26 protein-coding genes, 1 pseudogene and 1 CRISPR repeat array are annotated in these 24,804 nt (G+C 48.6%); of the genes and pseudogenes, 12 read left to right on the forward strand and 15 right to left on the reverse strand.

Annotated elements, in window-relative coordinates; genetic code table 11:
- The coding region (locus tag H6B15_RS08815; protein ID WP_204647624.1) for a transposase at positions 1–184 on the forward strand (184 nt) is incomplete at its 5' end.
- 514 nt (positions 185–698) lie between these two features.
- Here H6B15_RS08815 and H6B15_RS08820 read toward each other — a convergent pair.
- The 6 genes from H6B15_RS08820 to H6B15_RS08845 all read right to left on the reverse strand — a co-directional run bounded on the left by H6B15_RS08820 (position 699) and on the right by H6B15_RS08845 (position 5,374).
- The gene (locus H6B15_RS08820) at positions 699–1,211 is read right to left on the reverse strand and encodes a hypothetical protein (RefSeq protein ID WP_070087484.1); all 513 of its coding nucleotides are present in this window, start codon (positions 1,209–1,211) and stop codon (positions 699–701) included.
- Positions 1,208–1,741 (reverse strand): hypothetical protein, encoded by a 534-nt coding sequence (locus H6B15_RS08825; protein ID WP_087183219.1) that lies wholly within the window; start codon positions 1,739–1,741, stop codon positions 1,208–1,210. Before H6B15_RS08825 ends, H6B15_RS08820 begins: the two co-directional genes overlap by 4 nt.
- Positions 1,742–1,930: 189 nt before the next feature.
- Positions 1,931–2,206 carry a hypothetical protein gene (locus tag H6B15_RS08830; RefSeq protein WP_204647625.1) on the reverse strand — a complete coding sequence of 92 codons (276 nt, stop codon included), beginning with the start codon at positions 2,204–2,206 and terminating at the stop codon, positions 1,931–1,933.
- 244 nt (positions 2,207–2,450) lie between these two features.
- Complete coding sequence (locus tag H6B15_RS08835; protein WP_087308269.1) at positions 2,451–2,882, reverse strand: hypothetical protein; 432 nt, start codon at positions 2,880–2,882, stop codon at positions 2,451–2,453.
- A gap of 29 nt (positions 2,883–2,911) precedes the next feature.
- Complete coding sequence (locus H6B15_RS08840) at positions 2,912–4,060, reverse strand: DUF5104 domain-containing protein (RefSeq protein ID WP_087308268.1); 1,149 nt, start codon at positions 4,058–4,060, stop codon at positions 2,912–2,914.
- 18 nt (positions 4,061–4,078) lie between these two features.
- Positions 4,079–5,374: a hypothetical protein gene (locus H6B15_RS08845; protein WP_204647626.1), complete on the reverse strand. Its 1,296-nt coding sequence runs from the start codon at positions 5,372–5,374 to the stop codon at positions 4,079–4,081.
- 256 nt (positions 5,375–5,630) lie between these two features.
- Here H6B15_RS08845 and H6B15_RS08850 point away from each other — a divergent pair, with 256 nt between their 5' ends.
- Genes H6B15_RS08850 through H6B15_RS08860 form a run of 3 tightly spaced genes read left to right on the forward strand, consistent with a single transcriptional unit; the run spans position 5,631 to position 6,471 of the window.
- On the forward strand, positions 5,631–5,885 hold the full coding sequence (locus tag H6B15_RS08850; protein WP_204647627.1) for a hypothetical protein: 255 nt from the start codon (positions 5,631–5,633) through the stop codon (positions 5,883–5,885).
- Between the two features lie 25 nt (positions 5,886–5,910).
- Positions 5,911–6,138, forward strand: coding sequence for a hypothetical protein (locus H6B15_RS08855; protein WP_204647628.1), 228 nt, complete (start codon positions 5,911–5,913; stop codon positions 6,136–6,138).
- 48 nt (positions 6,139–6,186) lie between these two features.
- Positions 6,187–6,471, forward strand: a complete 285-nt coding sequence (locus H6B15_RS08860) for a hypothetical protein (RefSeq protein ID WP_204647629.1) — start codon at positions 6,187–6,189, stop codon at positions 6,469–6,471.
- A gap of 333 nt (positions 6,472–6,804) precedes the next feature.
- Here H6B15_RS08860 and H6B15_RS08865 read toward each other — a convergent pair whose 3' ends face one another.
- The 4 genes from H6B15_RS08865 to H6B15_RS08880 form a co-directional block, all read right to left on the reverse strand.
- Positions 6,805–7,053 (reverse strand): hypothetical protein, encoded by a 249-nt coding sequence (locus H6B15_RS08865; RefSeq protein ID WP_204647630.1) that lies wholly within the window; start codon positions 7,051–7,053, stop codon positions 6,805–6,807.
- A 158-nt stretch (positions 7,054–7,211) separates the two neighbouring features.
- Positions 7,212–7,520 (reverse strand): DUF6678 family protein, encoded by a 309-nt coding sequence (locus H6B15_RS08870; RefSeq protein ID WP_204647631.1) that lies wholly within the window; start codon positions 7,518–7,520, stop codon positions 7,212–7,214.
- Positions 7,521–8,130: 610 nt separating this feature from the next.
- Positions 8,131–9,003, reverse strand: coding sequence for a phosphatase PAP2 family protein (locus H6B15_RS08875; protein WP_204647632.1), 873 nt, complete (start codon positions 9,001–9,003; stop codon positions 8,131–8,133).
- Positions 9,003–10,124 (reverse strand): alpha/beta hydrolase, encoded by a 1,122-nt coding sequence (locus H6B15_RS08880; RefSeq protein WP_204647633.1) that lies wholly within the window; start codon positions 10,122–10,124, stop codon positions 9,003–9,005. Before H6B15_RS08880 ends, H6B15_RS08875 begins: the two co-directional genes overlap by 1 nt.
- Positions 10,125–10,227: 103 nt before the next feature.
- Between H6B15_RS08880 and H6B15_RS08885 the strand changes: the two genes are divergently transcribed.
- The 5 genes from H6B15_RS08885 (at position 10,228) to H6B15_RS08905 (ending at position 16,396) form a co-directional block, all read left to right on the forward strand.
- On the forward strand, positions 10,228–11,448 hold the full coding sequence (locus H6B15_RS08885; RefSeq protein ID WP_204647634.1) for a helix-turn-helix domain-containing protein: 1,221 nt from the start codon (positions 10,228–10,230) through the stop codon (positions 11,446–11,448).
- Between the two features lie 99 nt (positions 11,449–11,547).
- Positions 11,548–13,944, forward strand: a complete 2,397-nt coding sequence (locus H6B15_RS08890) for a glycoside hydrolase family 3 C-terminal domain-containing protein (protein WP_204647635.1) — start codon at positions 11,548–11,550, stop codon at positions 13,942–13,944.
- Positions 13,945–14,125: 181 nt separating this feature from the next.
- Positions 14,126–14,884 (forward strand): class I SAM-dependent methyltransferase, encoded by a 759-nt coding sequence (locus H6B15_RS08895; protein ID WP_204647636.1) that lies wholly within the window; start codon positions 14,126–14,128, stop codon positions 14,882–14,884.
- Positions 14,885–15,329: 445 nt separating this feature from the next.
- Complete coding sequence (locus H6B15_RS08900) at positions 15,330–16,001, forward strand: hypothetical protein (RefSeq protein WP_204647637.1); 672 nt, start codon at positions 15,330–15,332, stop codon at positions 15,999–16,001.
- Between the two features lie 152 nt (positions 16,002–16,153).
- The gene (locus H6B15_RS08905; RefSeq protein ID WP_204647638.1) at positions 16,154–16,396 is read left to right on the forward strand and encodes a hypothetical protein; all 243 of its coding nucleotides are present in this window, start codon (positions 16,154–16,156) and stop codon (positions 16,394–16,396) included.
- A gap of 77 nt (positions 16,397–16,473) precedes the next feature.
- On the opposite strand, the gene H6B15_RS08910 is transcribed toward H6B15_RS08905, so the two are convergent.
- Together H6B15_RS08910 and H6B15_RS15690 are read right to left on the reverse strand one after the other, a co-directional pair.
- On the reverse strand, positions 16,474–16,788 hold the full coding sequence (locus H6B15_RS08910) for a tyrosine-type recombinase/integrase (RefSeq protein WP_204647639.1): 315 nt from the start codon (positions 16,786–16,788) through the stop codon (positions 16,474–16,476).
- Between the two features lie 149 nt (positions 16,789–16,937).
- Positions 16,938–17,069, reverse strand: a pseudogene (locus H6B15_RS15690) (helix-turn-helix domain-containing protein); the annotation flags it as partial.
- 224 nt (positions 17,070–17,293) lie between these two features.
- Here H6B15_RS15690 and H6B15_RS08920 point away from each other — a divergent pair.
- The 3 genes from H6B15_RS08920 to H6B15_RS08930 all read left to right on the forward strand — a co-directional run bounded on the left by H6B15_RS08920 (position 17,294) and on the right by H6B15_RS08930 (position 18,995).
- Positions 17,294–17,554 (forward strand): type II toxin-antitoxin system Phd/YefM family antitoxin, encoded by a 261-nt coding sequence (locus H6B15_RS08920; RefSeq protein ID WP_204647640.1) that lies wholly within the window; start codon positions 17,294–17,296, stop codon positions 17,552–17,554.
- Complete coding sequence (locus tag H6B15_RS08925; RefSeq protein WP_204647641.1) at positions 17,544–17,870, forward strand: type II toxin-antitoxin system RelE/ParE family toxin; 327 nt, start codon at positions 17,544–17,546, stop codon at positions 17,868–17,870. The genes H6B15_RS08920 and H6B15_RS08925 overlap by 11 nt, the downstream gene beginning before the upstream one ends.
- A gap of 132 nt (positions 17,871–18,002) precedes the next feature.
- Positions 18,003–18,995 (forward strand): helix-turn-helix transcriptional regulator, encoded by a 993-nt coding sequence (locus H6B15_RS08930; RefSeq protein WP_204647642.1) that lies wholly within the window; start codon positions 18,003–18,005, stop codon positions 18,993–18,995.
- Positions 18,996–19,013: 18 nt separating this feature from the next.
- A CRISPR array of direct repeats spans positions 19,014–19,712; the repeat unit is 36 nt; unit sequence GTTGTAGCTCCCTGACAGTTCTTGGTATGGTATAAT.
- 58 nt (positions 19,713–19,770) lie between these two features.
- Here H6B15_RS08930 and cas2 read toward each other — a convergent pair.
- From cas2 to cas9, 3 genes are read right to left on the reverse strand one after another with little or no spacing between them, the layout of a single operon-like run.
- Positions 19,771–20,079 (reverse strand): CRISPR-associated endonuclease Cas2, encoded by a 309-nt coding sequence (cas2, locus tag H6B15_RS08935; protein WP_243424351.1) that lies wholly within the window; start codon positions 20,077–20,079, stop codon positions 19,771–19,773.
- Between the two features lie 4 nt (positions 20,080–20,083).
- Entirely contained in the window at positions 20,084–20,974 is an 891-nt protein-coding gene (gene cas1, locus H6B15_RS08940) for a type II CRISPR-associated endonuclease Cas1 (protein ID WP_204647644.1), read from the reverse strand.
- Between the two features lie 12 nt (positions 20,975–20,986).
- Positions 20,987–24,223 (reverse strand): type II CRISPR RNA-guided endonuclease Cas9, encoded by a 3,237-nt coding sequence (gene cas9, locus H6B15_RS08945; RefSeq protein WP_204647645.1) that lies wholly within the window; start codon positions 24,221–24,223, stop codon positions 20,987–20,989.
- Positions 24,224–24,804 lie beyond the last annotated feature (581 nt).

Here is a 24,804-nt window from a genome sequence, read left to right on the forward strand (position 1 = left end):
CGTGTTGGAACGGCTGAATCGGGAGATCCGTCGCCGTTCCAGTGTGGTAGGAATATTTCCCAGTGCAGATGCCTACACCAGACTGGTTTCCACTTACCTCATGGAATATGCGGAAGACTGGTCCGCCTCCAGAGCGTACCTCAGCGAACAGTCTGTTCAAGCCATACTGCAACCGGCGGCTTGACTTCTTGTTTTACAGGAACCCTTTTTGCGAACAATACTTGACGCAGCCTTTCATTCATATTCCTGCCTCCTATACGGTTTTATAGATTTATTGTATAGGATGGGCATTTTGCACCGGGAAATTACAGATATGTGCTTATCTGTCCCATGTCCTGCCGCAGTATCGGCTCTTTTTCCGTTCGTGGGCATAGAAAAAAGACAGCCGTTTTTCCCGGCTGTCCCTTGCAGGCAGTTTGTTCGGTTTTGTTGTGATAAAGGGCCTTTTTGTACGGACCTGAAAACAGCCCTGTGCAGCAGGTATGGCGCTAATGATTATCTTTCCTTCATAATGATTTTTTCCGGAGCAACATTTTCCGTTATATAGGACTCCATCTTTTCATAGCCCGTCATAAGGGTTTCCACCGAGACATGTCTGGACTTTGTATATATGGTCGTTTTGTTCAAGATCACTATCCCGGTGTTTCGATTAACCCTGCGTACCACTTCCCTTATGCTGTCGTAGCAATAACTTCCTCTCAGCGTGCCGACACAGCCCGTCCGGTATGCTCATAATACACAAGAACCGCAGTTCCATTTCCTGTCTGGCTCATCATCGTATAGTCATCTGCTGATATTTCCACACGGGTCCTTAATCCCTGAGAATCCGTCCCCATCAGATAATAATGATGCGAAAAAATGCTGGTATGCGCTTGTGTTTCACTTACTTCTATATCTGTCAGCGTGACCGTCTTCGTACCCGACGCCAGATCAGCGGCAAAATCCTTCGTAAACCACATGCAGACTGCCGCACAGAAAACCGCGATGATCACTCCTGCTGTTTTGTTACTTTTTTCCCCTGTTTTCCAGTTATGTATGACCCGCACGACCACATAGATGCACACGATCCATATGACGGATATATTGCAGAATTCATCCAGTAACACCAGCTCTCCTGTCTTAGGCAGAAGCAGACCGGCAACTATGACCGCCAGTACAAGAACACAGAGAATGATCTCATATTTTGTTATTTTTCTTCTCACTTTGCTCATGATTCGGTTCCTTCCATTAGACTTACAAGATCATTTCTCCATGAAAATTCCTTTGCATAATCAATGCATGCTTTCCCAAAATTGTCTTTTTCATAGATATTTGAACCGTGATCTATTAAATATTGATATACCGGCATAGCCGTCTCTGTCGGCAGCTTTACAACAGTAATCGCATAATTAAGTGGAATTGCCCCATATTTGTCTTTGGCGTTTATGTTCACCCCAGCCTCAACCAGCAGCTGAGTTACTTTTAATATGTACTGTGGATCGGGCCTCATAACCGAAAAGTAAAATATATGCAGTGCATTTCTTTGATCTTTTGGACTTTTAAAGTTAACATCCGCCCCCTCAGATATTAAAAATCGAATCATCTTTATTTTTTCGTCTGTGTTGTGGTCATTGACAAACAGTAACTGAAACAAACTTAATCCTGTATACTTATGGAATAGATTCGGATCACCTGTATAAAACTTCCGGAAGTCCGAATAAGTTGCGTCTCTTACCGCATCAAAAATGTCTGTAATCCTCATAAATCTCACTCCTAAAATCACTCAATCTTGCTCAATAACTTTATCGTCCGTTTCCTGCAAATATCTTTCTGTAAGATCACAAGTTCTTTCGGGATATATCTTCCATTGATCCGGAGCCAGCAGGCACTTTCAGCAAAATCTGTCCGCCGCAGCGATCCTGACTTTAACTCGGTGATCGTCTCAAAATTTTCACATTCGAGCAGCTCCTCCTGCTCTTTTTTTTGTAAGCCGCCGGTTCAAAGCGGGCAGACACTGATATGTAGTTCTGTAATATCCAAGCAGGCGCGGCAGCGAAAGGACTGCGCCCGCCAATGCAAGAACACACGCTGCCAGCGACGGAATATTCTCCGGACGCGCCAGTATCCCGGCGAAGCCTGCGAGCGCCAGCACTCCCCATGCACACAGGGCAAGGTTTTTCTTTATGGGGTATCCTCTCCGCCATTCTGTTTTTCTCAACTGTTTCATTATTTTCCCTCTGACAGCTTCGCAATTTTATCTATCTCAAAGAGTATAGGACTTTGATAATCCGTCGTTTCGTCAGCAAAACACCGCGCTAGGCTGTTCCAGTGGATATCCGGGAGTTCATTAACATTATCGCAGGATATGATCTGCAGCATAACGTCGTATATTTTTTTGATTATTCCCGAATACTGTAACTGCGTACTATAATCGGAACGGAGTATCTGTATGACTTTTTCACAATGCTGTTTTATCTCTTCCATGTGCTTTGGCGAACCTCATCTAACCACTTCATAAAAATCTCGCTTGAATCTGTCCCCGTCTTTGCGGAACAGATACTTTCATACTTATATTCCGTGTCTATTTTACCGCTTTTACAGTCATAAATCATTCTTAATTCCGTGGGGACAGGTTTTTCGTAATGTATGCATATTTGTCTTATCTTCTCAAGATCCGCTTCCCCAAGATCCAGAAAATCCCATATCGCGTCCGGATCGGCAGCTATATTATTTGTTGTTTTTATCTGACCATCAATCTTGAAAAATGCATTGAACGAAATACTGCTTTCTTCGATAGAGCCATAGGCATAAACTTTATCAGTCCTATTCCCCGCAAATTCGACACATAGTGAAATAATCCGTGACTGCGCATCCATAAATTCATCTTCAAACACTCTATCCATAGCGTCCCCCTTTGAAACAAAACTCTTTTTTAACTTCCGCTGTATTCTCCTGACAGAAGCATTTCTTTCACTTCATCGTATTCGTCCGGCAGCGCCTGCGACAACAAGCCGGACGCTTCTACACGGAAGACCGTTCCGTCATCATATAATACAGCCAGCACCATATGCTGGGGATCTGTAATTTCCTCTTCACCCGTTCCGGATTCCCAGCCAAAAACACCATACTTGTCTAACGCCTCAATGATCTGCTGTCCGTCCGCATAATATCCGCCCTGTATCTGGTAGAGGTCATCAAAGAGATACGCGTCCGACGTTTGATACCTTTTTCTGTCCGGCAGATCATAATATACACATTCTGTACTTGTATTCTTATTTTCCATAAAAGCTACAGCATATACATTTTCTGTAAAATCAGATGTGCGTTCTTCTATGCCGTCTTCAATGAGATAACTTACATCATACATGCCGAATTTGCGTTCCGGTTCGTATTCTTCCAGGAGCAAAGGTATGTTGAGCGTATCCACATCTTCTGTCGTGATGTCAAAATCCTCAATAAACTGTTCCAGATCAACTTTGCTGTACTGTTCTTTTGTAAGTCCTGCCGCCCGGATCAGTTCTTCCGGAGTGATCAGCCTCTGTTCCGAATACGTCTCTTCCCCGGTTTCTGTCACATAGATACCCGGTTTCTGATCCAGACTCCAGAGAAATTCATCCTTGTTAAAAGTTTCTTCCGTAGTGATCTCTATCGCAGTAAGCCCTTCTTTATCCGGTTCTTCTCTGTAAAAAGGAATATAAATATATGCGATTTCATATTGTGCTTCATCTGTAATAACCGAATAGTGCCCTCTCAATTCCCGCCATGTTATTTTTCCGTGTTCACTTTTTTCATGGGAACTTGCATTTCCTTTCCAGCTTTTACATTCGCCCTGAAAAAACTCTATGAATTCTTCCGCCTGTTCCGTTAAGTTTAGCGTACTGTCCCCGGCATACTGCGAAAATAATCCCGTCAGCGCTTTTGCATCTTCCTTCTCTGCGCACCCGATAATGTTTTCTATCATTTCATCCGCCAATTCTTTATCAGAACGATATGCATTGGATGATCCCCGCCTGAAAACGATGCATCCGCTCAAACTGCATACAAGGGCGCAGCATACGATAAGCAGTAATACCTTCCTCATAAATTCTCTTCCTTTCAGCTAATATACGGTCACTTTCCCGCTCCCGGATATCGCGCACTCCGCCTCTTCGGTATAGATATCTTCCCGGAGCTTATCCTCATAATCAGATCTGCCAATCTGTTTCCACGCTTCAGACTCTGCCATGCGCAGATAGATCCCGGCCGGCACGCCCTGACAGTTCTCCGTCAGCCAGTCCGGCACAGCCTCCAGAAACGCCTCGTACTGTTCTGAACACAGGGCGTCGTCCATAAAAATATACGTCACGGCGGAAACCTCGTTCAGTATCGCTTCTTCTTCTGCCGCGCCGCTGCCGCCGTTCTTTATCTCCGTGTATATCTTTATCCCTTCGGAAGGCAGATACTGCTCTGCAAATGCGCGTACCTGCTCTTCATAGGCGGGGCGCATCAGGATCGCCCCGTAATCGTCTTCATACCGGTACATGCCGTTTTCATATGTGCGGTACACTGTCACAACATCCGATTCACCGCCCTGTTCCGGATACACCTTTAGGTGTTCCTGCTCGACGGCGTCTCCCGGCGCGTAGGATATATAATGAAACTGCTGCTCATATTTCCCTTCGATCCAGTCCAGCATCTGCACGACAGATGTAACGACCCCTTTCTGTGTATCGGTCAGTTCCTCATAAGGCCCGGTAAGGCCTGTCATGTCCATAACCTCTTCCTGTCTGGCACCAAGCCATGCGCCGCCGTCATAGCTGGCCTTCCATTCGTCGGGCCCGAAGGTGATGCTCCCGTCCGGAAATGTGCCTTCACCGACAGTCAGCCCCGTATGGCAGTTCACGATCTTTGCGCTGACACTCCAGCTTGGATCCCCTGTTTCCATGATTCCGGTCAGGACATCCGATGTCGTGATCGTCAACAGCATCTTTGCCTGTAGAATACCGTCGATATTCTCGTCGATATGATATATGAAACGGCTGTGATCGGTATCCACCTCTACATAATAGCCCTGTTCGTCTTTCTCCATATCTTCCAGCACATCGTCAATGGACCCGGCGTACATCTCTATAAGTTCTTCTTTCTGCGTCGGCGTCACTTCCAGAATTAGATCATCCCCGTCACGCCTTACATCGGTACAGTAATCTTCAAAAGCCTCCATGTTGTCCTCGATATCTGTATTGGCAAACTTAAATATCGAGGCAGGTATGGTAATCTTCTCTGTCATCTCCGGCAATGTTTTTCCGGCATCCGGGTCCTGGACCTGATCTGCTGCCGGAGCGCCCGCACAGGCGCTGCAGACGAGTACCGAAGCAGCTGTCACCGTTGCGAGCACTGTTTTATATAGCTTGTCCATCCTCTCACTCCTCTGAAAACACATTTCTATGCTGATAATAATACCATATTCAAGCTGTAAAAGTTACCGTTTTTATAGATCTTTTCATCTCAGATCTGCTGAGAACGGCAACACCCCAGGCAGTCAGGGTATCTGTGCGCAATGTATCTCCACTCTCTGTCCTGACAACTGTTCTTCCATGATTAGTACGAGTGCTCCACCGCCTTCTTCTGACTAGTATCCGGTCACTACTGCCGTGATCTCATATTCATATACTATGATTACCAAAGAGACCTTTTGTGCGGCGTTGGGCCAGATTATGGAGCAACGGGAGATCGACGAGAAGGTCGGCGCGGCGCTCGAATCTGTAGGTGACGGTCACTTTGTATTTGGATGTAAGAACCGATACCTGACTGCGCTCCTTCTAGTTTTGAAAGAGGCTGTCAACGACCAGTATGATTACATCGACTGGTGGCTATATGATGCCTCTCCAGACTATAAAGTCTGGACTGACGATGGAACAAAAGAATAGTGTCTAAAAGAACCAGGAGCCTTATATGACTTCATTGTTGCCGGCACTTGAAAAGAAGGTGAAAAACAAAATGAATCAAGCGGAAACCCTGCGGCAACTCCTGAAAGAAATCGAGGAACTGCTGGAACGTAACATAAGCGAAGACGGCGAGTGCCAATTCAGTTATCTCAAGGAAAAGATTGTACTTGAGATGGCCAAGGAAATAATCACAGACGGAGTTCCCGACCCTCCGATGTGCTTTACATCTTGCTGAATGAAGAACATCATAGATGGGAAAGGATGATTGCGAATATCGGATGAAGTGCTGAAGCAAGTGGTCTTTGATTCGGGCGATTGGGCCTCGATGCGTGAATTGTGTAAGAATCACGAGCAGTACCCTGTACCGCTCCTTGGGAAAACATCAATCGGAGAGGATATCATTATTGAGGTTCTGTCCGATCGTATCATTACGGAAGTCTACCAAGAAAACGGTTGGGTGCGAAAAAACTTCTATTACCCTGAAGAATGTACTACCGAAGAACTCTTCCAAGGGAAGTGGAAGCAGAGTCAGCAGCCCAGCAAAAAAAGGGCTCGTGGAGAACGATAACTCGAAGTAAAAGTGTTGTGTTTTCTCCTTGTACATGCTATAATTTAAGTGCAAAGAATAGGTATTTTGGCAGAGGATCTGGTCGGAGGATGCCTGGCAACAGTTGATTACTCCAAAAAGGCCGGTTTTCCAAGAATTGCCAAATATATCTATTCTGTTAGTTCATGCCATGTTGCCTTAACAAAAAAGATATAAGGCCGAAAAAGCCCGCAAACAAGCCGTTTGCGGGCTTTTTTCGTGCCCAAAATCAGGTGCGATTTAAAAAGATATATTTCGCCCTTTTCGGCCTTTGGTACAGACTTGAACTACCGACTACCGGTTTTTGACCCTGTTTCAGATCAATGTGGGCTGCTTTTTCTCATTTTTGGGCCTCTCAAATTGTAAACAATTTATGAACTTTTCAAAAATCGTCCCCAAAATCATTTTTTCTCTATCGAAGAACAGAATTTTCTGCTTTTCCCCCAAAATTCTATCGTAGAAAAAACAGCGGTATTTTTGTTTAGGATGCCGAAAATCACTTTTAAGGCATATCTTTGAGAAAAACTCGGGGCCGGATAAAGAATCAAAAAACGGCAGATCCATGAAAAGGTCTGCCGTTTTCGTTTTATCGTTCTTGATCTGGTTTTTTGATGCGATGGATTACGACTGGATTCTCTTCGATAGATGCTTTCACGAAGTGTTGCACAATCAAGATGAACCGGCTGTCCTATGACTAAACCGCTTTCCAGCAAATAAAGAAATCAAAAATAATCCACATCCTGTCTGTACCCATATATTGTCGCTATCCCATCGGAAATTGTTCCAGGGACATGGATTCTTCTGAGTTCTTGTAAAACAAACTCCCGATTTTGCTCAGTCAGCTCAATCTGCAAACAACCGATGTTCTTCCAACTTCTCGGCTCACATCCGAAATGAGTCCAAGTCCCATCCCAATCACTGATAAACCCGGTTTCTAAATCTTTTGTACGCCAACGAACCAGCGGAATATTTCCGTCACACTCATTCTGATAGAACACCGCAAATAGTTCATTCCACTTTGTGTCGTTCAATGGTTTCCTCCCAGTTCATCTCAGTCGCTCTTTTTCTTTGTGAAAAGAGCTTGTAAAGCCTTCTTATTTAGACACGCAATCAACACATGCTCTGCCGCGCCGGGAAAGTACTAATTCCAAAAAGCTTCTCTGGCAATTTCCTCGGTTCTGCTATAGTCTTTGATTTCTTCATAGCGAACCGTGATATCTATGCTTCATTATCCCCTGCCCTTTTGTTTTGGTGCCCGCTGTTCTCCTACGAAGCGAAACGGATCCTTGCCGATTTTTTAAGATACACCAATAATAACAAAGGAGAGAAAGGTCGTCAAATGGTAAAGAACAGGGACTCATTAAACCAGTGTATGACGACTTTTCTAAAATATAAAAATCATACAATGATTACGAATCGCAAATTCAAAGGGTTCGTGTTGAAACAGTCGATTGACCGATTTTCCTGTATTTTGAAGTGACTGCGGTTTGGAATTTTATCTTTCTGGAAAGTACGGACTGTGCCATCTTGAACCGTTCCGCGGCAAAGGCCGCAAATCGAAAGTGAAACACTCCCTTGACGCAGGAACATCTCCTGTGCCAAGAGGGTGTTTTGCTTCAGAAGAGGACATCCGACGGCCGCTCAGACTGTTTTATGACGCGGCAGTATCGCGGCGGAGATGCCGAGAAATACGGCCAGTCCCACCGCAAAGCCCACCGTCGTGTCGGTCAGGTAGTGGGCCCCCATGACAATTCGGGAAACAGCCACAAGGACGGTCCAGGCCAACGCGATGAAAAACAGGAAATTTTGCTTATCCGCCAGTTTTGGGGAGAGCCTCGGCAGAAGACACAGCAGCATCAGACTAGACGCATTGGCGGTATGGCCGGAGGGAAAACTCTTGAACTCATCCGCGGCAACGCCTGCGGCGACCAGCGTATCACGCAGTCCCGTTCCTGCCTGCCACCACGGCATGAAGTACGCCCGGCTGTCTGAAGCCACAAGGCGCATTCTCGCGCGGCCCCAGGGGATTTTGATGAGGTTTACCACGAGAATGTCCGCGAAAATCACAAGCAGGAATACAGCGGCGATCCGGATCACGGTGCGGCGGTCAGAAGTCCTGCACAAGCGCAGTGTTCCCCACACCGTCAAGACGGTGCAGACCAGTCCGATGCCGCCAGACAGTCCGGCGGGGATATGCAGATAGTTCGTCGGAAGAATCGACGCCATGGCGGCGCCCGAGAAGATAAACCAGCACCCGGCGATAATCTGAAGTACGCCCGTCAGATGCTTTTCCCGGTTCCGTGCGGACAGCAGCATGGAGCCGGCCGCAGCAAATCCCAGCGCCGCGGGATACTCACCGAAGGCCGCGAAAAACAAGCCAAAGGGACTGTCCGGATTGTAGGCCGCCTGTGAGATGGAGTAATCCCAGACGGAACCGGCCGCCATCATGACAAGGAGAAGACTTGCAGTTCCTAAAAACAGCCGTTTTTGCGGAAAAAGGTTCCCGCTGCGCATCAGAGGACCTCCTTCATCATGGCGGCAATCTCTGCCATCAGATCCTCCGCCTGCGGCATGACGCCGATCTGGTCGGCAAAGCCATGGCCAAGACCGCGATAGACGATTGTCCGGATGGGGACACCGGCCTTGACGGCGTGACGGGCGTATGCAAAATTCTCAAAGGCGAGAAAATCATGTTCCCCAAACGCAAGCAGCGTAGGAGGAATCTCGTGAAAATCGTCCAGAATGGGTGAGGCATAGCGGTGCTCCGGCTCGAGATAGCCCTGCAAATACACGTTCTCGAGCATATTGCCCCCGCTTCCGGTGAGCATCCCCATCATCCGGTACATAGCCTCCACCGGTTTCTTGCTGCGCCTCGTTGTATGGTAATCCGCAGGGTTGGTGCCGTGGTAGAACTCTGTGTGCTTTCCGGAAATGTTCACCGCCGGGTAAATCAGGGCCTGCATCCCCACCATACCGGTGCCCTCATCCCGATCGCGCAGGGTGATGGCTGCCGCCAGATTGCCGCCGGCACTGTCTCCGCTGACGGCAATTTTTTTCTCAGCCGCGCCCAATTCCGTCCGATGGTCGTACGCCCATTTTGTTGCGGCCCAGCAATCGTCCAGCGGCTGCGGATAGTGCGCCGCGGGACACAGACGATAATCCACATTCAGCACAACACAGTCCAGATCGCGCACCAGAACTTTGCACATCTGCTCCACAATATCCGGGCCGCCGCCGAAAAATCCGCCGCCGTGATAATACACCAGCACGGGAAGCTCTTCCCCTGCCCGGCTGCGCTTGTAAATCCGGACCGGCACATCATAACCATCAGCACTTTTTACGGTGATATGCCGGGTGTCTATGCCCTCGGTCACGACGAAATCGCCCTTGTATTCACCGAACATCTTCCGCGGCCCGGCAATCTGCTCTTCCACGGTAGCATTCTTCTTGGGCCTTGGCAGAAAGGGAAGGATCAGCGGGAGCAGCCGCATGGATTTGAAGAGCCGCGGGTCCACTTCGCCGTCGTCTCCTCCCTCGGGGATCGGCTTGACAAGAACTCTAACGCCTTTGTACATCGTCTCCTGCTGACCCTGCCTGATTTTGTCCAATAAGGCTGCGTCGTATCTGCGACCCATTGTAAAACCTCCCAACTTTCAACCTGTTGTCATTAGGATAACATGTCAAATTGACAAAGTATTTCAGAAATGTTAGATTGATTACAGAAAAGCAGGTGATTTCATGGACAGGGAAACCAGCATCGAACTGTGCCGCAGCCTGGCGAAGGCCTACAGCACCGGGGTTCGATTGTACGAAAAGGAGACTTGCCTTTTCTATTATGCCGTCAGCAATATGCAGCCCGATCCTGCAATCCCGTATTTGAGCGAAATCTTTTCAAGCGAGGCGGAAGCGGGAATCATCACCACCGGGCTGTTTCAGTTTTACGGATTCCTGACGCTTCCCGGAGCACAGCGGCTGATCCTGGGGCCGACCCGAATGATGCAGGAAAACAGCAGGGAGACGGAACTTCTGCTCGCCCGGCTGAACGTCGCGCAGGAGGCGCGGGAAAACTATCTGCGGCTTCTGCGCAGCGCGCCTCTCATTCATGCGGACCGGTTTGCGTGGCTTCTGACCTCACTCATGACGGCGCTGCGGGGAAAGCCTTTCCCTGTGGAGAATGTATGGTTCCAGATTCGTCCGGAGAGCAGCCGCGGGGCGATCCAGTCCGGTTATACCCGGCAGCAGCTGGATGACTCCGACGATGAGGATGTGCGCCAGACGGTGGCACAGAGCTATGCGTGGGAGCAGCTGGTGCTGTCTTATGTGGAAAACGGTCAGCCGCAGATGCTTCGGGAAGTCTTCAGCGCGCCGCCCAACATCCAGGCGGGACGGATCGCGCATGACGGGCTGCGTCAGATGAAGAATATGGGAATCTGCACGGCGACCGGCTTGGCAAGGGCCGCCATTCGGGGAGGCCTTGACCCCCAGGAGGCGTTCAGCATGTCCGATCTGTACATCCAGCGGCTGGAGCTGCTGCGGGATGTGTTCAGCGTGGAACGCCTGATTCAGGATATGATGCTCGATTTTGCCGAACGGGTGGAGAAGCTGCTGCGCCCGGAAGGAGGCGGAAGCCAGTTCTACCGCCGGTGCGCACAATTTGTGTCGGAGAATCTTTTCGCCACGATCCGCGCCGAGGACATGGCGGCCAAGCTGGGATATAACCGGACATATCTGTGCAGCCGGTTCAAGCAGGAAGCGGGAATCTCCCTGACGCAGTTCATCCAGAAAGAAAAAATCGGCGAGGCAAAACGTTTGCTTCAATTTACGGATCAGGACCTCGGACAGATCGCAGCGCTGCTGGATTTTTCCTCCCAGAGCCACTTTCAGACGGTATTCAAGAAAATTGCCGGAGAGACGCCCATGGCTTACCGGAGGCGGACCAGAATCCAATTGCGGCAATGAACCAAATATTCTGAAATGAGCCTGTCAAATCTGTAATCTTTTGCAGCTTTCATCTGTTATGATGAGAACAGAACCAATGTGCGAAAGGAAGGGAAATTCATGGCATCGGCAATCTCACAAAAGGCAAAGAATCTCGTATCGCAGATGACGCTGGAGGAGAAGGCGTCGCTGTGCTCCGGCAAAAATTTCTGGGAGACCAAGGCGGTGGAGCGGCTGGGCATCGCTTCGTTCATGGTCACAGACGGCCCGCACGGCCTGCGCAAACAGGCGGGGGAATCGGATCATCTGGGCCTGAATGCTTCTGTGCCGGCGACGTGTTTCCCCACAGCGGCCGCAACGGCATGCAGCTTTGACCCCGCCCTCATGGAGCGGATGGGTTCCGCGCTCGGAGAAGAATGCCGTGCGGAAAATGTGGGCATCATTCTCGGCCCCGCGGCCAATATCAAGCGCAGCCCTTTGTGCGGACGGAATTTCGAATACTTTTCCGAGGACCCGCTTCTCACCGGCGAAATCGCCGCGGGACTGATCCAGGGCATCCAAAGCCGGAACGTCGGCACCAGCATGAAGCACTATCTGGCCAACAACCAGGAAAAAGCGCGCGTCTCTTCGGATTCCATCGTGGACGAGCGCGCGCTCCGGGAAATCTATCTGAAGGGATTTGAGACAGCCGTCAAAAAGGCACAGCCGTGGACGCTGATGTGCTCCTACAACAAAATCAACGGCACGTATGCTTCCGACAACAAGCGGCTGATGACTGACGTTCCCCGGGGCGAATGGGGCTTTGCCGGCGCCATTATGACGGACTGGGGTGCGATGAACGACCGTGTGGAAGCCGTCAAAGCCGGTCTGGATCTTGAAATGCCCGGCCCGTGCAGCGGAAATGACGCCCGGATCGTGCAGGCGGTGCGGGACGGAGCACTGTCGGAAGAGCAGGTGGACGTCTGTGCAGCCCGGATGGTCGAACTGGCGCTGAGAGTGGCAGAGAATGCTGCGGACGCATACGACAGGGAGGCACACAACGAACTGGCGCGGCAGATTGCCCGCGAAAGCGCGGTGCTGCTCCGCAAGGGTTCGGCGCTGCCGCTGAAAGCGGGCGCCAGACTGGCCGTGATCGGCGATTTTGCAAAGAATCCCCGGTACCAGGGCGCGGGTTCCAGCAAAATCAATCCGACGGTGATCACAAGCCTGTGCGATGCGCTGGACAAGCGGAATATCGCCTATTCCTACGCGCAGGGCTTTGTCGCCGAGGGGCAGCCCGATGACGCGCTGGTGACCGAAGCAGTTGAAACGGCGAAAGGTGCCGACGTAGCCGTTGTGATGCTCGGTCTGCCCGACAGCTTTGAGAGCGAGGGGTTTGACCGTGCGCATATGAATCTGCCTGAGAACCAGAACCTGCTCATGGCGGCTCTGGTAAAAACCGGAACGCCCGTTGTGGCAGTTCTCAGCACAGGCTCTGCGGTCATTTTGCCGTGGCGGGAACAGGCGGACAGCATCCTTCTTCTGTATCTCGGCGGACAGAATGTGGGCAGCGCGGCGGCGGATCTGCTGTTCGGAGAAGCCAATCCCTGCGGCAAGCTGGCGGAGACCTGGCCGCTGCGTCTGGAAGATACGCCCTGCTACGGATTCTTCGGCAGCAAGGGCAATGTCGAGTACCGCGAGAGCATCTATGTCGGTTACCGCTATTACGACAAGGCCGGCAAAGAGGTCGCGTACCCGTTCGGCCACGGCCTGAGCTACACGACGTTCGCATTCTCCGTCCTGCATCTCTCCGCCGCCGAAATCAGCGAAGGAGAGCGTCTCGACGTCAGTGTGACCGTCACGAATACAGGGGATCTTGCAGGCAAGACCGTGGTACAGATCTATGTTGCGCCTCCGGCCGACGGAATGTTCCGTCCGGTGCGGGAGCTGCGCGCGTTTGCAAAAGTGGATCTTGCTCCCGGAGAGAGCAAGATCGTAACCATGCCTCTCGACAGCCGGGCGTTTGCCTACTTTGACACGGCTTCCGGAAACTGGCGTGTGGACAGCGGTGAGTACACCGTGGAAGCCGCCTTTTCCAGCCGCTGCATCGAACGGACGGAGAAGGTCACCGTCCGCGGCGCCGAGCCGAACACGGCTCTCAATGCCGAAGTTCCCGCGTACTGCAACCCTGCCGCAGTATGGCCTGTGCCCAAGGAGCAGTTTGAAGTACTGCTCGGGCATCCCGTTCCGGAAGAGAGACCGCTGCGCCCCTTCACGGCAAATTCCACACTGGGTGAAGTGCAGGTGAGCTTTGCGGGACGGATGTTTTATAAGGTCATCAAGAAGAATATGGCCAAGCAGTTCAGCGGCGGCGGCGCAGACGACATCACCAAAATGATTGACGCGATGCTGGAGGACATGCCGCTCCGTCAGCTTGCCATGCTGTCCGGCGGCGCAATGACGCCCGCCGTTATGGCGGGCCTTGTGGATATGATGAACGGCCATTATCTGAGCGGTTTGAAAAAGATGAAAGGATAAAAGAGCCCGCCGGAAACGGAATCTATCCCCGAGCGGCTCCGCTGTTTCCGCAAGCAGTGATCCGCAGCCCGCAGGTAAATACAGGATGTTAAATCGGAGTTTGCAGGTGTGAATGGTGAAAATCTTATATCCGCGCAGGATAATATAGGCACTGTCCCTATCAGTATTCCGGAGGAATCGCATGAGTGAATTAAAACAAAACTATTATGGCAGCTTGTGTACGGAAATGTACGAAATCTTACATGAACAGGCGCCGCAGGGCGAATTGGACTTTTATCTTTCCTATGCAGAAAAGGGAAAGAAAATCCTGGAACCCCTGTGCGGCAGCGGACGGTTTTTGGTTCCGTTTTTAAAGCGCGGCTTTGACATCAGCGGAATGGATTTGTCAGGAGAAATGCTGGCGAAATTAAAGCAGAAAGCACCGGACGCAAAAGTGATCCGGGCGGACATCATCAACTATGCCGTACAGGAACAGTTTGATTATATTTTTATTCCCTCCGGCTCCATCTCACTGTTTACGGACATGCGGATGTGCCAGGGAATTTTGCGGAAGATGAAAGAAATGCTGGCTCCCGGCGGGAAATTTGTGTTTGCAGTTGATACCGTTTTTGACCGATGTGAAGAGGACAGTGACTACAAAGTAAACGTTTCGGTGAAAACAAAAGAGGGATACGACTTGATCCTGAAAGGGAAAAACCACTACGACGAAAAAAGCCAGACGCAGTTTTCCCCTTCCGTTTACGAACTCCGTCACGGATCGGAATTGCTGCAAAGTGAAACCATGGATTTTCAGACACATCTGTACCGATACGGGGAGATGGACGAATATCTGCGGGCGTGCGGCTTCAAGAACATATCCGTCTATTCCGGTTACCGGAAAGAACCCGCAGTCAATGACCGGTGCGAAATGTTTCTCTATGAGTGCAGCCAAGCGCTCTGAGGGACCGGCCGTCCTGTCTGCCCGTTCCGCGGGACGGAGGGCGGCGGTCAAGGCCGGGTGTAAGCCCGTTCATTTCAGCCGTGACGGTTGCCGGCCGTTCTGCTGCTTTTCCAGGAGCGCGGTCGCAACTTACTATATCCACAAATATCTTTTTTGTTAACCCATTTCACAAAAAGAGCGTTGAAACGCAAAGTTTCAACGTTCTTCTCTTTTTGCTTCTGGAGAAAAATGCGGGTTTGTCCGTGGGTGGTCCGTTGCAGCGTTTTAGCCCCTACACTGATGGTTAGATATCATATCTGTAAATTGCATTAACCACATTAACATGATAAAATAATATCGTTATTTATTATTCATCAACTAACTTTTCAGCCTTATAATCTTTTTATCGGCATTTCTATCTTTTAGGCGGAAAGTTACTAGATCGAAAAATCGCAAGGATAAGTTTATGGAAGATTTTGACTATAACGGCTTAGACACCGCTCTGAACAAATACATCAGTCTCTCATACACAATGCCTCCTTCTTGGAAATTTTCATTTGATAAGGTTGCTTACATCCTAGAAGCTAGCACATTACACAAAGATAGACCCAGTGATGTTTTGCTTGAGCGTCTAAAAATTTCATGTTTAATTGACTTTGTTGCGACACAGCATCTTAAAAAAACTCTTTCTGTTATCAATTCCATTCATAGGGCTTCCATGCTCACGCAAAATTATCTTGATGCAACATCAAAAGCTTACGAGAATAGTTTAAAAGAAAATGTAATAGAACGCGTCTATTATTTTTATCCGTGGATAAGATGTTTTCAAGATGATACTGCACTTGAAGTCACTTTCTTTTCTTTGATAGAATACCGAAATCATAGAAGAATATTTAAAATCACCAAATTGATTCCGGATAATTTAGCATCTGATACTTCAGTTTTTCAGTATTTGGAAGATGTATGGAAAACACCTATTCCCACAATCCATATTGATTCAGATATCTATCACTATTTTCCGCCAGATTTCGAGTTGCCCGCATCACATATGCTAATTTGTTTCAACTCTATATTTGAACTTTTTTGCGTCAAAATTTCAAATATTCTTTCCACCTTTCTGACGCTGACATTGGCTTAATAGGCGTAGGCAAGTTATTAACTTCGGATGATAAAAAATCAAGGCGAGTAGCACGTAAATTTCAAGAAAGCACATGTTACGTTTCCGTAACGCCTTCCTCGTTTGATGACTATTTTTCGTACACTTATAAAGCGTATTTAGCTCTCGCAAACATGGAAACCTACAGAGATATCTTCTTTGCATATAAAAGATTATGTAGAAAGCATCACATGGATATTCGTCAAACACAGGCTAAGCAAGCATATGAAAGATTTTTGCTAAACTTTGCACATAATCAAGGAATTCGACTTGATATGAGCCTTGAGGAGCTTGTTCACCAGAAGAACAAACAAGAGCTACTCGATGTTATTGGGACATTTCTAGGGAAAATCTGCAGTGAACTCCTGCCATCTTAAATGTTTTTTATCCAATGTTATAAAAAGGGAAGCGCAGCCAAAAGTCTGCGCTTCCCTTTTTATGTTTTATCTCCCTTTTAATCTGTTTGATGTACCGGATTCAACAAATGATCCATCATCTCTGCCGAAGCCGCTGCTGCGCTTTGGATCGCATGGGCGTAGATCTTTGTGGTAGTGGCAGAATCTGCATGACCCAGATTGCTGGCCACGGTGGTAAGCGGAACGCCATTGGCAATCTGCAGCGTTGCATTTGTATGGCGCAAACTATGCAGGTGTATGGGCGGCAAGTCCGTCTTTATGATGAATGCGTGAAACCAATTGGTCAGGGTATCCGGTCGCATGGTTTGACCTTCGCTTGTGGTAGAGTGAATTATTATTGAGTGAGATGACATCAGGCTGATTGAGATTGGAACCAGATTCGTTCCGTGCTATGAATTGCCGGTCTTTTCAAAGGTTTTGAATGTTTCAGTAGATTGGTTATTGGGATTATAAGATAAGACCGCCCCTTGAACACAAATAGTTCAAGGGGCGGTCTTCATAATCAAAAGCTTGTACTCAGTTTCGGAAGATCCTTGCGATAAATTCGCCAGGACTTTCCCACACGAAAAGCGGGAAGAAGGCCCTGTTTGATCAATTTGTATACCGTATTTTTGTGGACACATAAAAACTCGGCAACTTCTTCCGGCTACAGAACTCTCGGCAAATCCTGGCAATCATCGGGGTCAACGTCATAATAGAGCATAGGTATTACCACCAATCTGTGTACAAAGCAGCCCGGCGGAGCACAAAATTGCTATATCACATCCAGGCACATTTTGCACACGAACTTTAACGTTTTGTAGAAGAAAAATTGACATTGCAGCACAATTATGCTACGCTTACATTGAGGTGATTACTATGCCTGAAATCAGACCTATGCGCGACTTACGCGATACCAATGCCATTTCCCGTCTGTGCCATGCTACATCCGAACCCATCTTTATTACCAAAAACGGTTATCAGGATTTGGTGATTATGAGCAACGAGGAATTTGAGCGCCGCTGTGCTCGAGAAGAAATCTATGCAAAACTTCTGGAAGCAGAAGGCGATGTGGCCCGCGGTGATCTGACCGATGCTGATGATGTCTTTTCTGCGATGAGGGCCAAATATGAGTATTGATCAGCCGTATGCCCTGCGCTTTACCCGCCATGCTGCCCGTGACCTAGATGAACTATTCCGCTATATTTCCTACGAACTGGATGCCGAAAAGGCCGCCAAAGAACTGATGCAGGAAGTGGAAACCTCTATTTCCAACCTGCGAGAGTTCCCCTATTCTGCCCCGCAATCCCGGGACGATTTGCTGGCCCGGAAAGGATATCGGACACTGACCGTACGGAAAAAATATGTGGTTGTGTATCGGGTATATGAAGAAAAGCAGACAGTGATTGTCCATCGGATTTTTTATGGCAGACGGGATTACGGAAAATTATTATAAAAAGGCAAAACAGCCGTATCAGAGCGATACGGCTGTTTTGCTTTGTATCTGCATATCTGCAAAAACATGTATAGCATATATATGTCATGTATGGTATGGTGTTATTAAGAAGCGGATGCGGAGGTGTCCCTTATGAGCAAGGAAAATTTCCAGCGAATTTTGGCTCTAAAACTATATGAGATTTTACGTGAGGAAAGTGATGAGGAACATCCCCTTTCCCTGGCGGAGTTGCGGGAACTGCTTACCATGCGTGGGTATCCTTGTGATACGCGCACTGTTCGCACAGCCCTGAAAGCCTTGGTTGAGGGAGGATACGATATTCAAAAAGAATTCCAGTATCCAAAAAACATGTACTGTCTGTTGGGGCGTGATTTTGATATAGCAGAGCTTCAGATTTTGGCGGATGCCGTCCGCTCTGCCACCTGCATTACCGAAAAGAAAACCCACCAGCTTGTGGATAAGTTGTCGCTTTTGGCCGGGCGGCACTGTGCAGAAGTTTTGGAACACAAGCATCGGGTATACAGCGTTCAGAAATCAAGCAACGAAAACATTTTTCGCTACACCGACCAACTGCACCAGGCCATACAAACAGACCACCAGGTATCCTTCTTGTATCTGCGCAATCGGCAGCTCCGACAGGAGGAAGACGGCTTCCCCAAGCGGTATCTGGTAAGTCCGGTGGGTACCGTTTTCAACGATGGATTTTACTATCTGGTTGGAGAATCAAAGGATCATCCTTCTTCACTGGTAAGCTACCGTGTAGACAGAATGCAAAAACTGGAAATATCCCCGTTGCCCCGCGCTTTAACCGGTATTGGCCGCCGTTTCAGCAAAGATCAATACCAAAAGAGAGTATTTTCAATGTATACCGGGCAGCCAACCCGTGTTACACTTCGGATTATTCCAAAATGGATTGATGCTGTTACGGATGCCTTTGGCCCGGTTGTCCCGAAGAATCCGGAGCCAGATGGTTGGTACCTAGTTCCTGTGGAAGTTGACATCAGTCCCACGTTTTTTGCTTGGTGCTGTCATTTTACGCATGGCTTCAAAATTGCGGCACCGGACAATGTTGTGCAGCAGATGAAGAAACACGTCAGTCAAATAGCTGATATGTATACAGAATAGGCCGAATTTTATTGTGTAAATGTAGTTTGATGACAATTCTTGGTATGGTATAATTGAGGCGGATGTGTCTGCCAATTCCACCACTGTTGTAGCTCCCTGACAGTTCTTGGTATGGTATAATAGAGGAGCAACACAATGAAACTGTCTGAGCGTTGTAGCTCCCTGACAGTTCTTGGTATGGTATAATCGCCCAAAGGGTCACGACCGGCAACAGGATGGTTGTAGCTCCCTGACAGTTCTTGGTATGGTATAATTTGCAGCAGCTGGCGTAAATCCGATGGTTCTGTTGTAGCTCCCTGACAGTTCTTGGTATGGTATAATTTCCCTGAGAGAGCATACTACAGGCCCATAGTTGTAGCTCCCTGACAGTTCTTGGTATGGTATAATCAAACGCTGCAGGGGTGCATCATAGGGCCGGTTGTAGCTCCCTGACAGTTCTTGGTATGGTATAATTTTCAATGGGTTTGAATTTGAAGTTCTCGAGTTGTAGCTCCCTGACAGTTCTTGGTATGGTATAATTTAACTCCTTTCAGTATGGCCCGAACGTTTGTTGTAGCTCCCTGACAGTTCTTGGTATGGTATAATTTGCTGATCGACCTGGTGGACAGCCCCATAGTTGTAGCTCCCTGACAGTTCTTGGTATGGTATAATAAGCCGAGTCAAACACCTGGAAAAAACTTTGTTGTAGCTCCCTGACAGTTCTTGGTATGGTATAATAGACTGTCAAAAAAGCGCTTCAGCATCACGCTGAAGCGCTTTTTCATGTTGCTATAAATCACAGAATTGTCAGCTGTTGGCTTTCAAAAGACTGGTCTGCCTCAGACAAATGGCCAAGCAAAATTTCGATGGAAGCATACTGTTTTTCTGTAATGACCAAAAGGCGGACAGCCCCATTATCCGGCAGATGATCGTACAAACGGACCCGATGTTTTTGTACGGCATCGGCTCCGTTACAGATGCGGACATATACCGAATACTGCAACATATGGTACCCATCTTTCAACAAAAAATTCCGGAAGGCGGTGGCATCATGCCGCTGCTTTTTTGTTTTGACGGGCAGATCAAAGAGAACAACCAATCTCATGAATCTATTCATACCTGTGTTGCTGCAATGGCACCAAACAGGGAAGGCACAGTTCTTTACTGCCACTGCGCAGGCTCTGTACCTGCCGTTCCATGGCGTGGGCAACACTGTACCGCTGTTTTCCGGAAAGGATGTCCATATTCAATAAGTTGAACAGACAACTTTTCAATATGGTATCCAATGCTGCCTCCTCCCTTATCTGTGATGCCACAAACAAATCGACCACCGGACGATATGGTTCCATCATATCATCCGCCAGATTCCAGGCATTTAATGTACTGCTGTGATGCAGCCCCAGCCACGGAATGAACCCATACACCGCCAGACATCGCGCCATACAACCGCGCAGAATGGCATATCCATAGTTAAGCGCTGCGTTGCGTCCGTCCATATCTTCATTGCGGGTAAATCCTTTGCCAAATAAGGATGGGAAATAAAGTGCCGCTGCCGTAGCTTCCCGATTTTCTTTATCTCCCCTGCTGACTGCCACAGCCTGGCTGTGTAAAACGGCGGCAACGTCACAGATGCCGCATAAAGCCAGACACTCTGCCTGATTTTGTATTTTTGCCTTGACAAGCTGCTGCCACCAGCGGTTCCGTTCAGACTGTGTCCAGGCAAATTGTACTCTTGTCACCTCCAGCTGTCGGCTATGCTGCGCCAGCGGAAGAGTAATGGAGCAAGGAATATGCTTTTCATCGCATAGAAAAACGATTGTCCCATTTTTCGCCAATGCAGAAAGGGCTGCTGTCGTTACGGTACATTGGCGGCTTTCAATCAGGAGAGAGAGTAAATCTTCCAAGGGAAAGCTAGCGTTTGTTTCTCCTTGAATCACCAACTGCTCCCGCTGGCAGCTGATCCGGCAAGGTGTGGTGATTATCACGTTCCGGTAAGCCATACGATCACCGCCTTATCGAAAAGATTGACGCTGTTCTTTTTTCACCTCTCTCACATTACCCAGGATATCTACTTCATATTTTTTCAAACTGGTCAGTGTTTTAACACCAAGTCCTCCAATGAAATAGGAATTATCATGATTGCATACACCTATTGCACCAGTAGAAATATTCATACCCGTATAATAACACAGCGTACTTTTTGTTTCCCATTTAGCCGGCAGAGTGCTGTCTTTATTCATAACTGCGAATGCAAGTTCCTTTTTATGTTCCACTGCAATCAAATCATCCGGATACAGTGAGAAAATAAAATTCTTATTTTCCATTACCTTCCACACTGCATATTTTTTTGCCGCCACCACAGCCCGGTTAGGCAGTTCTTTCTTCTTTGTATCAGACACGTAAATGGGAACCATGTAATACCCGTCCCCCGGTACAAAAAACACATCCACACGCACCATACTGTCGTTATCGGCTGCACCATTTCCGCCATGGACCGGCACACACAGACTGGCCTTTTCGCACAGCTTGACCTTGCGCACCAGCGGTCCCGGCGTACCATCCGCCTTGGGCTTGTAAAATGGTTCGGTGAAAGCTTTCTTACCGTCCCCGTCAAATTCCAATAGCCGGGCGCGAAGGGCCTCATACAACAGCTTATCGCTTGACGGCTGGTAGTATCCCTCAATCTCGCCGGTCTTTTTATTCAGTTTCAAATCCGTCAACGGATGTTTGACGATCAGGAAGCCATCCTGCAGGGCTTTCGGGCTTTTGATGGTTTCCTTGTGGGCTGCCCCTGTCACCTTATGCTGCGGCATACGGGACACAAAAACAGGCCGGATCGATTCCACATCAAAATTGGAATAAAACACCGGATTCCACTGCATCAGATTTTGCTGTGGTTCCTGGCTCAGGCGCTGAATCAGTTCGTCCCGGAAATGCGGCCACGGAGCCGGGAAACGCTCTCCGGTACGGGTATGCACGGAATAGGTGCCATCCGGCGACTGCTGATATTGGCCCTCAATGCGATGGTAGTAACCGGAAATCTGCTGTACCATCCCCTGGGTAGCACAGGCAATGACAGCCGCATCCAAGGCATGATGAAGATCACCGTCCGCCCGGACTTTGGTCAGGCCCCAACGTTTGCGAAGATGGCTGGTAACAGCACCCGCCAATGCCAAAACTCTCTGTTTTCCGGCAGCCGGGTGATCGGCAAAAGCAAGGTGATCCCGAATGTAATTCAGCAGAAAGCGAGCCATATACTGCGTGTCTTGCAGATTGCGCTGCTTGAAACCGTTTTGTTCTTCATCACTCAACGTTTCCCGCAGCAGATTTTTCTGTTTGCGATAGTTGCGGACTTGTGACTTGGTCCACACGATAAATTTTTCGCGCCGTTCTCCCTGAAGATACTGTAACGGCAGCCGATTTCCTTTCTGACGGTTTTCAGCTGCCATCACCAGCACTTTGTTGCTGCGAGAATCATCAAAACTGATGCTGTATGGCACAATGTGGTCTACCTCGGCATAGCCGGGTTCAAACAGCCGTTCCGCTGCAATGCTCTGCTGAGAATAGGCACAAATCCCATCCTGCTCTTTCCACAGACGGTACTTGATCAAATCCTGTCCCGTAGGGTTCAACTTGTGGAATGTATCCCGGATTTCCTGCATCAGCCGTTCATTCTGCTTGGCATTGTCTTCCATGGATTTCTGGTCTTTGCGCCGTTCCTCAAACGTGCGGCTCAGTTCTCGGGCCAGTTCAATGTGAATCCATACAGGCGACTGCCCCATTTCGCGGATGATAGCATTGATCAGCTTGATAGTCTGAGACACCGCACGGCGCACCACCGGACTGGTAATGTCCTCCAATTCCGGGGCCGAAGCCGGCAACTTAGATGTTTTTTCCGTATTTCCATGGCCATGGAAATTCAATCCGGCCTGGGCACACGCCTGGTCATAAGTAAGCCCCTGCATCAGCCATGGTTCCAACAACTGACAGGCCTTCAAAGAAATATGCCCGACACCGGAAAAATCCAGGCCAAGAACGGCTTCTATCTGCTCTGCAGTCAAACCTTTTTCTTCCAACAACTTCTTCCGGACATCTTCATCCCGATGGGATGCCAGGATCGTGATAATATCATCCCACAAGGGAAGCTCTGGCTGTTGTGTGCCCAAGGCTTTGCGGAGCGCGTGATAGCCTTTCATCACCGGGAGCTTGTACTTTTTTTCTGCTATTTCCGGTGCAGCATCTACGTCATATCGTACATCGGTGAACCGGATTTCCTGTGGCCATTTCAGCTCTTTACGAATCCGGGCATAAGGCACAGTCTCCACACGATAGGCCAGATCTATTACTTTTTGACGCTCTTCATCAGAAAGAGCCCGGGTCTGCCCAGATTCCTGTACCCGGATATGATTAATCTTTTGCAGCAAGGTGAAGCGCTCAAAGCTGTATGTGTTTTTGAAGGCACGCTTTTCGTCCGGTAACAAGGTGCAAGGGCCAATTTTTTCTATCCAGCCTCCCCTATAAGGGCTATTCCCGCCGGGGCCCTGATCAAAAGAACGTTGCCGCAAAAGAATAGAAAGATACTCTGCCTCCAGCTCCGGAGTTGCCCATGTCTGGCCCTTCTCACGCTGTGCAGCAAAGAGCAGTTGGGCTTCATTGGCAATTTCTTCCCGACTTACTGTGGAAAGATAATTTTCTCCCTTATTGCGTTTGCACGCTGCAAAAAGCGGATCTTTATACAGCATTTCACCAACAGTTCTATAGTCATTTTCCTGCATGCGCAAACGATTTTGTGTCACCGCTTGAAGAAGTGCTCCATCTTCCTTCGACTTATCGGCCCGACGGTTGCTTTTAAAGCCACGACGCTGCATCAGATGCAGCAAAATACGCGCAAATTCCTGAGGTGTGACTGCCTCATCCAAGGCTCTTGTCCGCAACGCGTAAATATCCTCCAAACCGCCTGCCGCAAACAGCTGGGAAAGCTCTTCCTTGCCCGTCAGATGATTTTTCTCCAGAAGTTGATAGAAATCCTGTTTGCGCAAAGCTTTGCGACGCAACCGACGACGCATACTGCGGGCCTCTCGCCTTGGTGCAGCCAGGCTTTCCCCCGTCTTCGGCTGCTCTGCGCGCTTGAACACACGGCTTCCAAGACGAATCAGACCACACGGCTGCGCCTTCTCATCCAAGGCAACGGTGGCCCATCCAATCGAAGCGACACCAATATCCAGACCGATTCCATAAGGCCAATGCATTCGTCTCAACCTCCTATTGTGCGTATAAAAAAAGATGACGCCCTGCAAGCAGGGCGTCAGAGCTTTACGGTATACTACCTTATTGTAGCAACCATAACAGTTCTTGGTATGGTATAAGAACTGTATATAGTATAGCAAATCTCAGCCCCGTTGTAAAGATGCAAGCTTTGTTGAACTGATTCTAAAAGTATGATACCATGTGGCTTAGGTAAATTGCTATACCTATTTTTGAATACCAATATTCCCAATTTTGGGGCCAGGCACTTGTCCGTCCCCTGTCCGTGCAAACGGTTTCGTAAAATGTAAAATAGGGTCCACCCTATTTTTACATTTCAGATGCAATCGGCGGCTAACAGGCGAAAATCAAAGGCCGATTACAGCGGTTTTGTGCCGGCCCAAAGGAATCCGGCCCTCATAACCCGGAAGTCGCAGGTTCAATCCCTGTCCCCGCAGCCGCCAAAAGAACGGTAAAATGTCATATTTTACCATTCTTTTCTTTTTTTCGGTTGTCGTCTTAAAATTCTCAGATTTTGACCCCAAAACGCTTTTTCTTTTCCACCGTTCATTTCTAATCGGTGGAA

The sequence above is a fragment of the Gemmiger formicilis genome (genome assembly GCF_016900095.1).
Lineage (GTDB): Bacteria > Bacillota > Clostridia > Oscillospirales > Ruminococcaceae > Gemmiger > Gemmiger formicilis_A.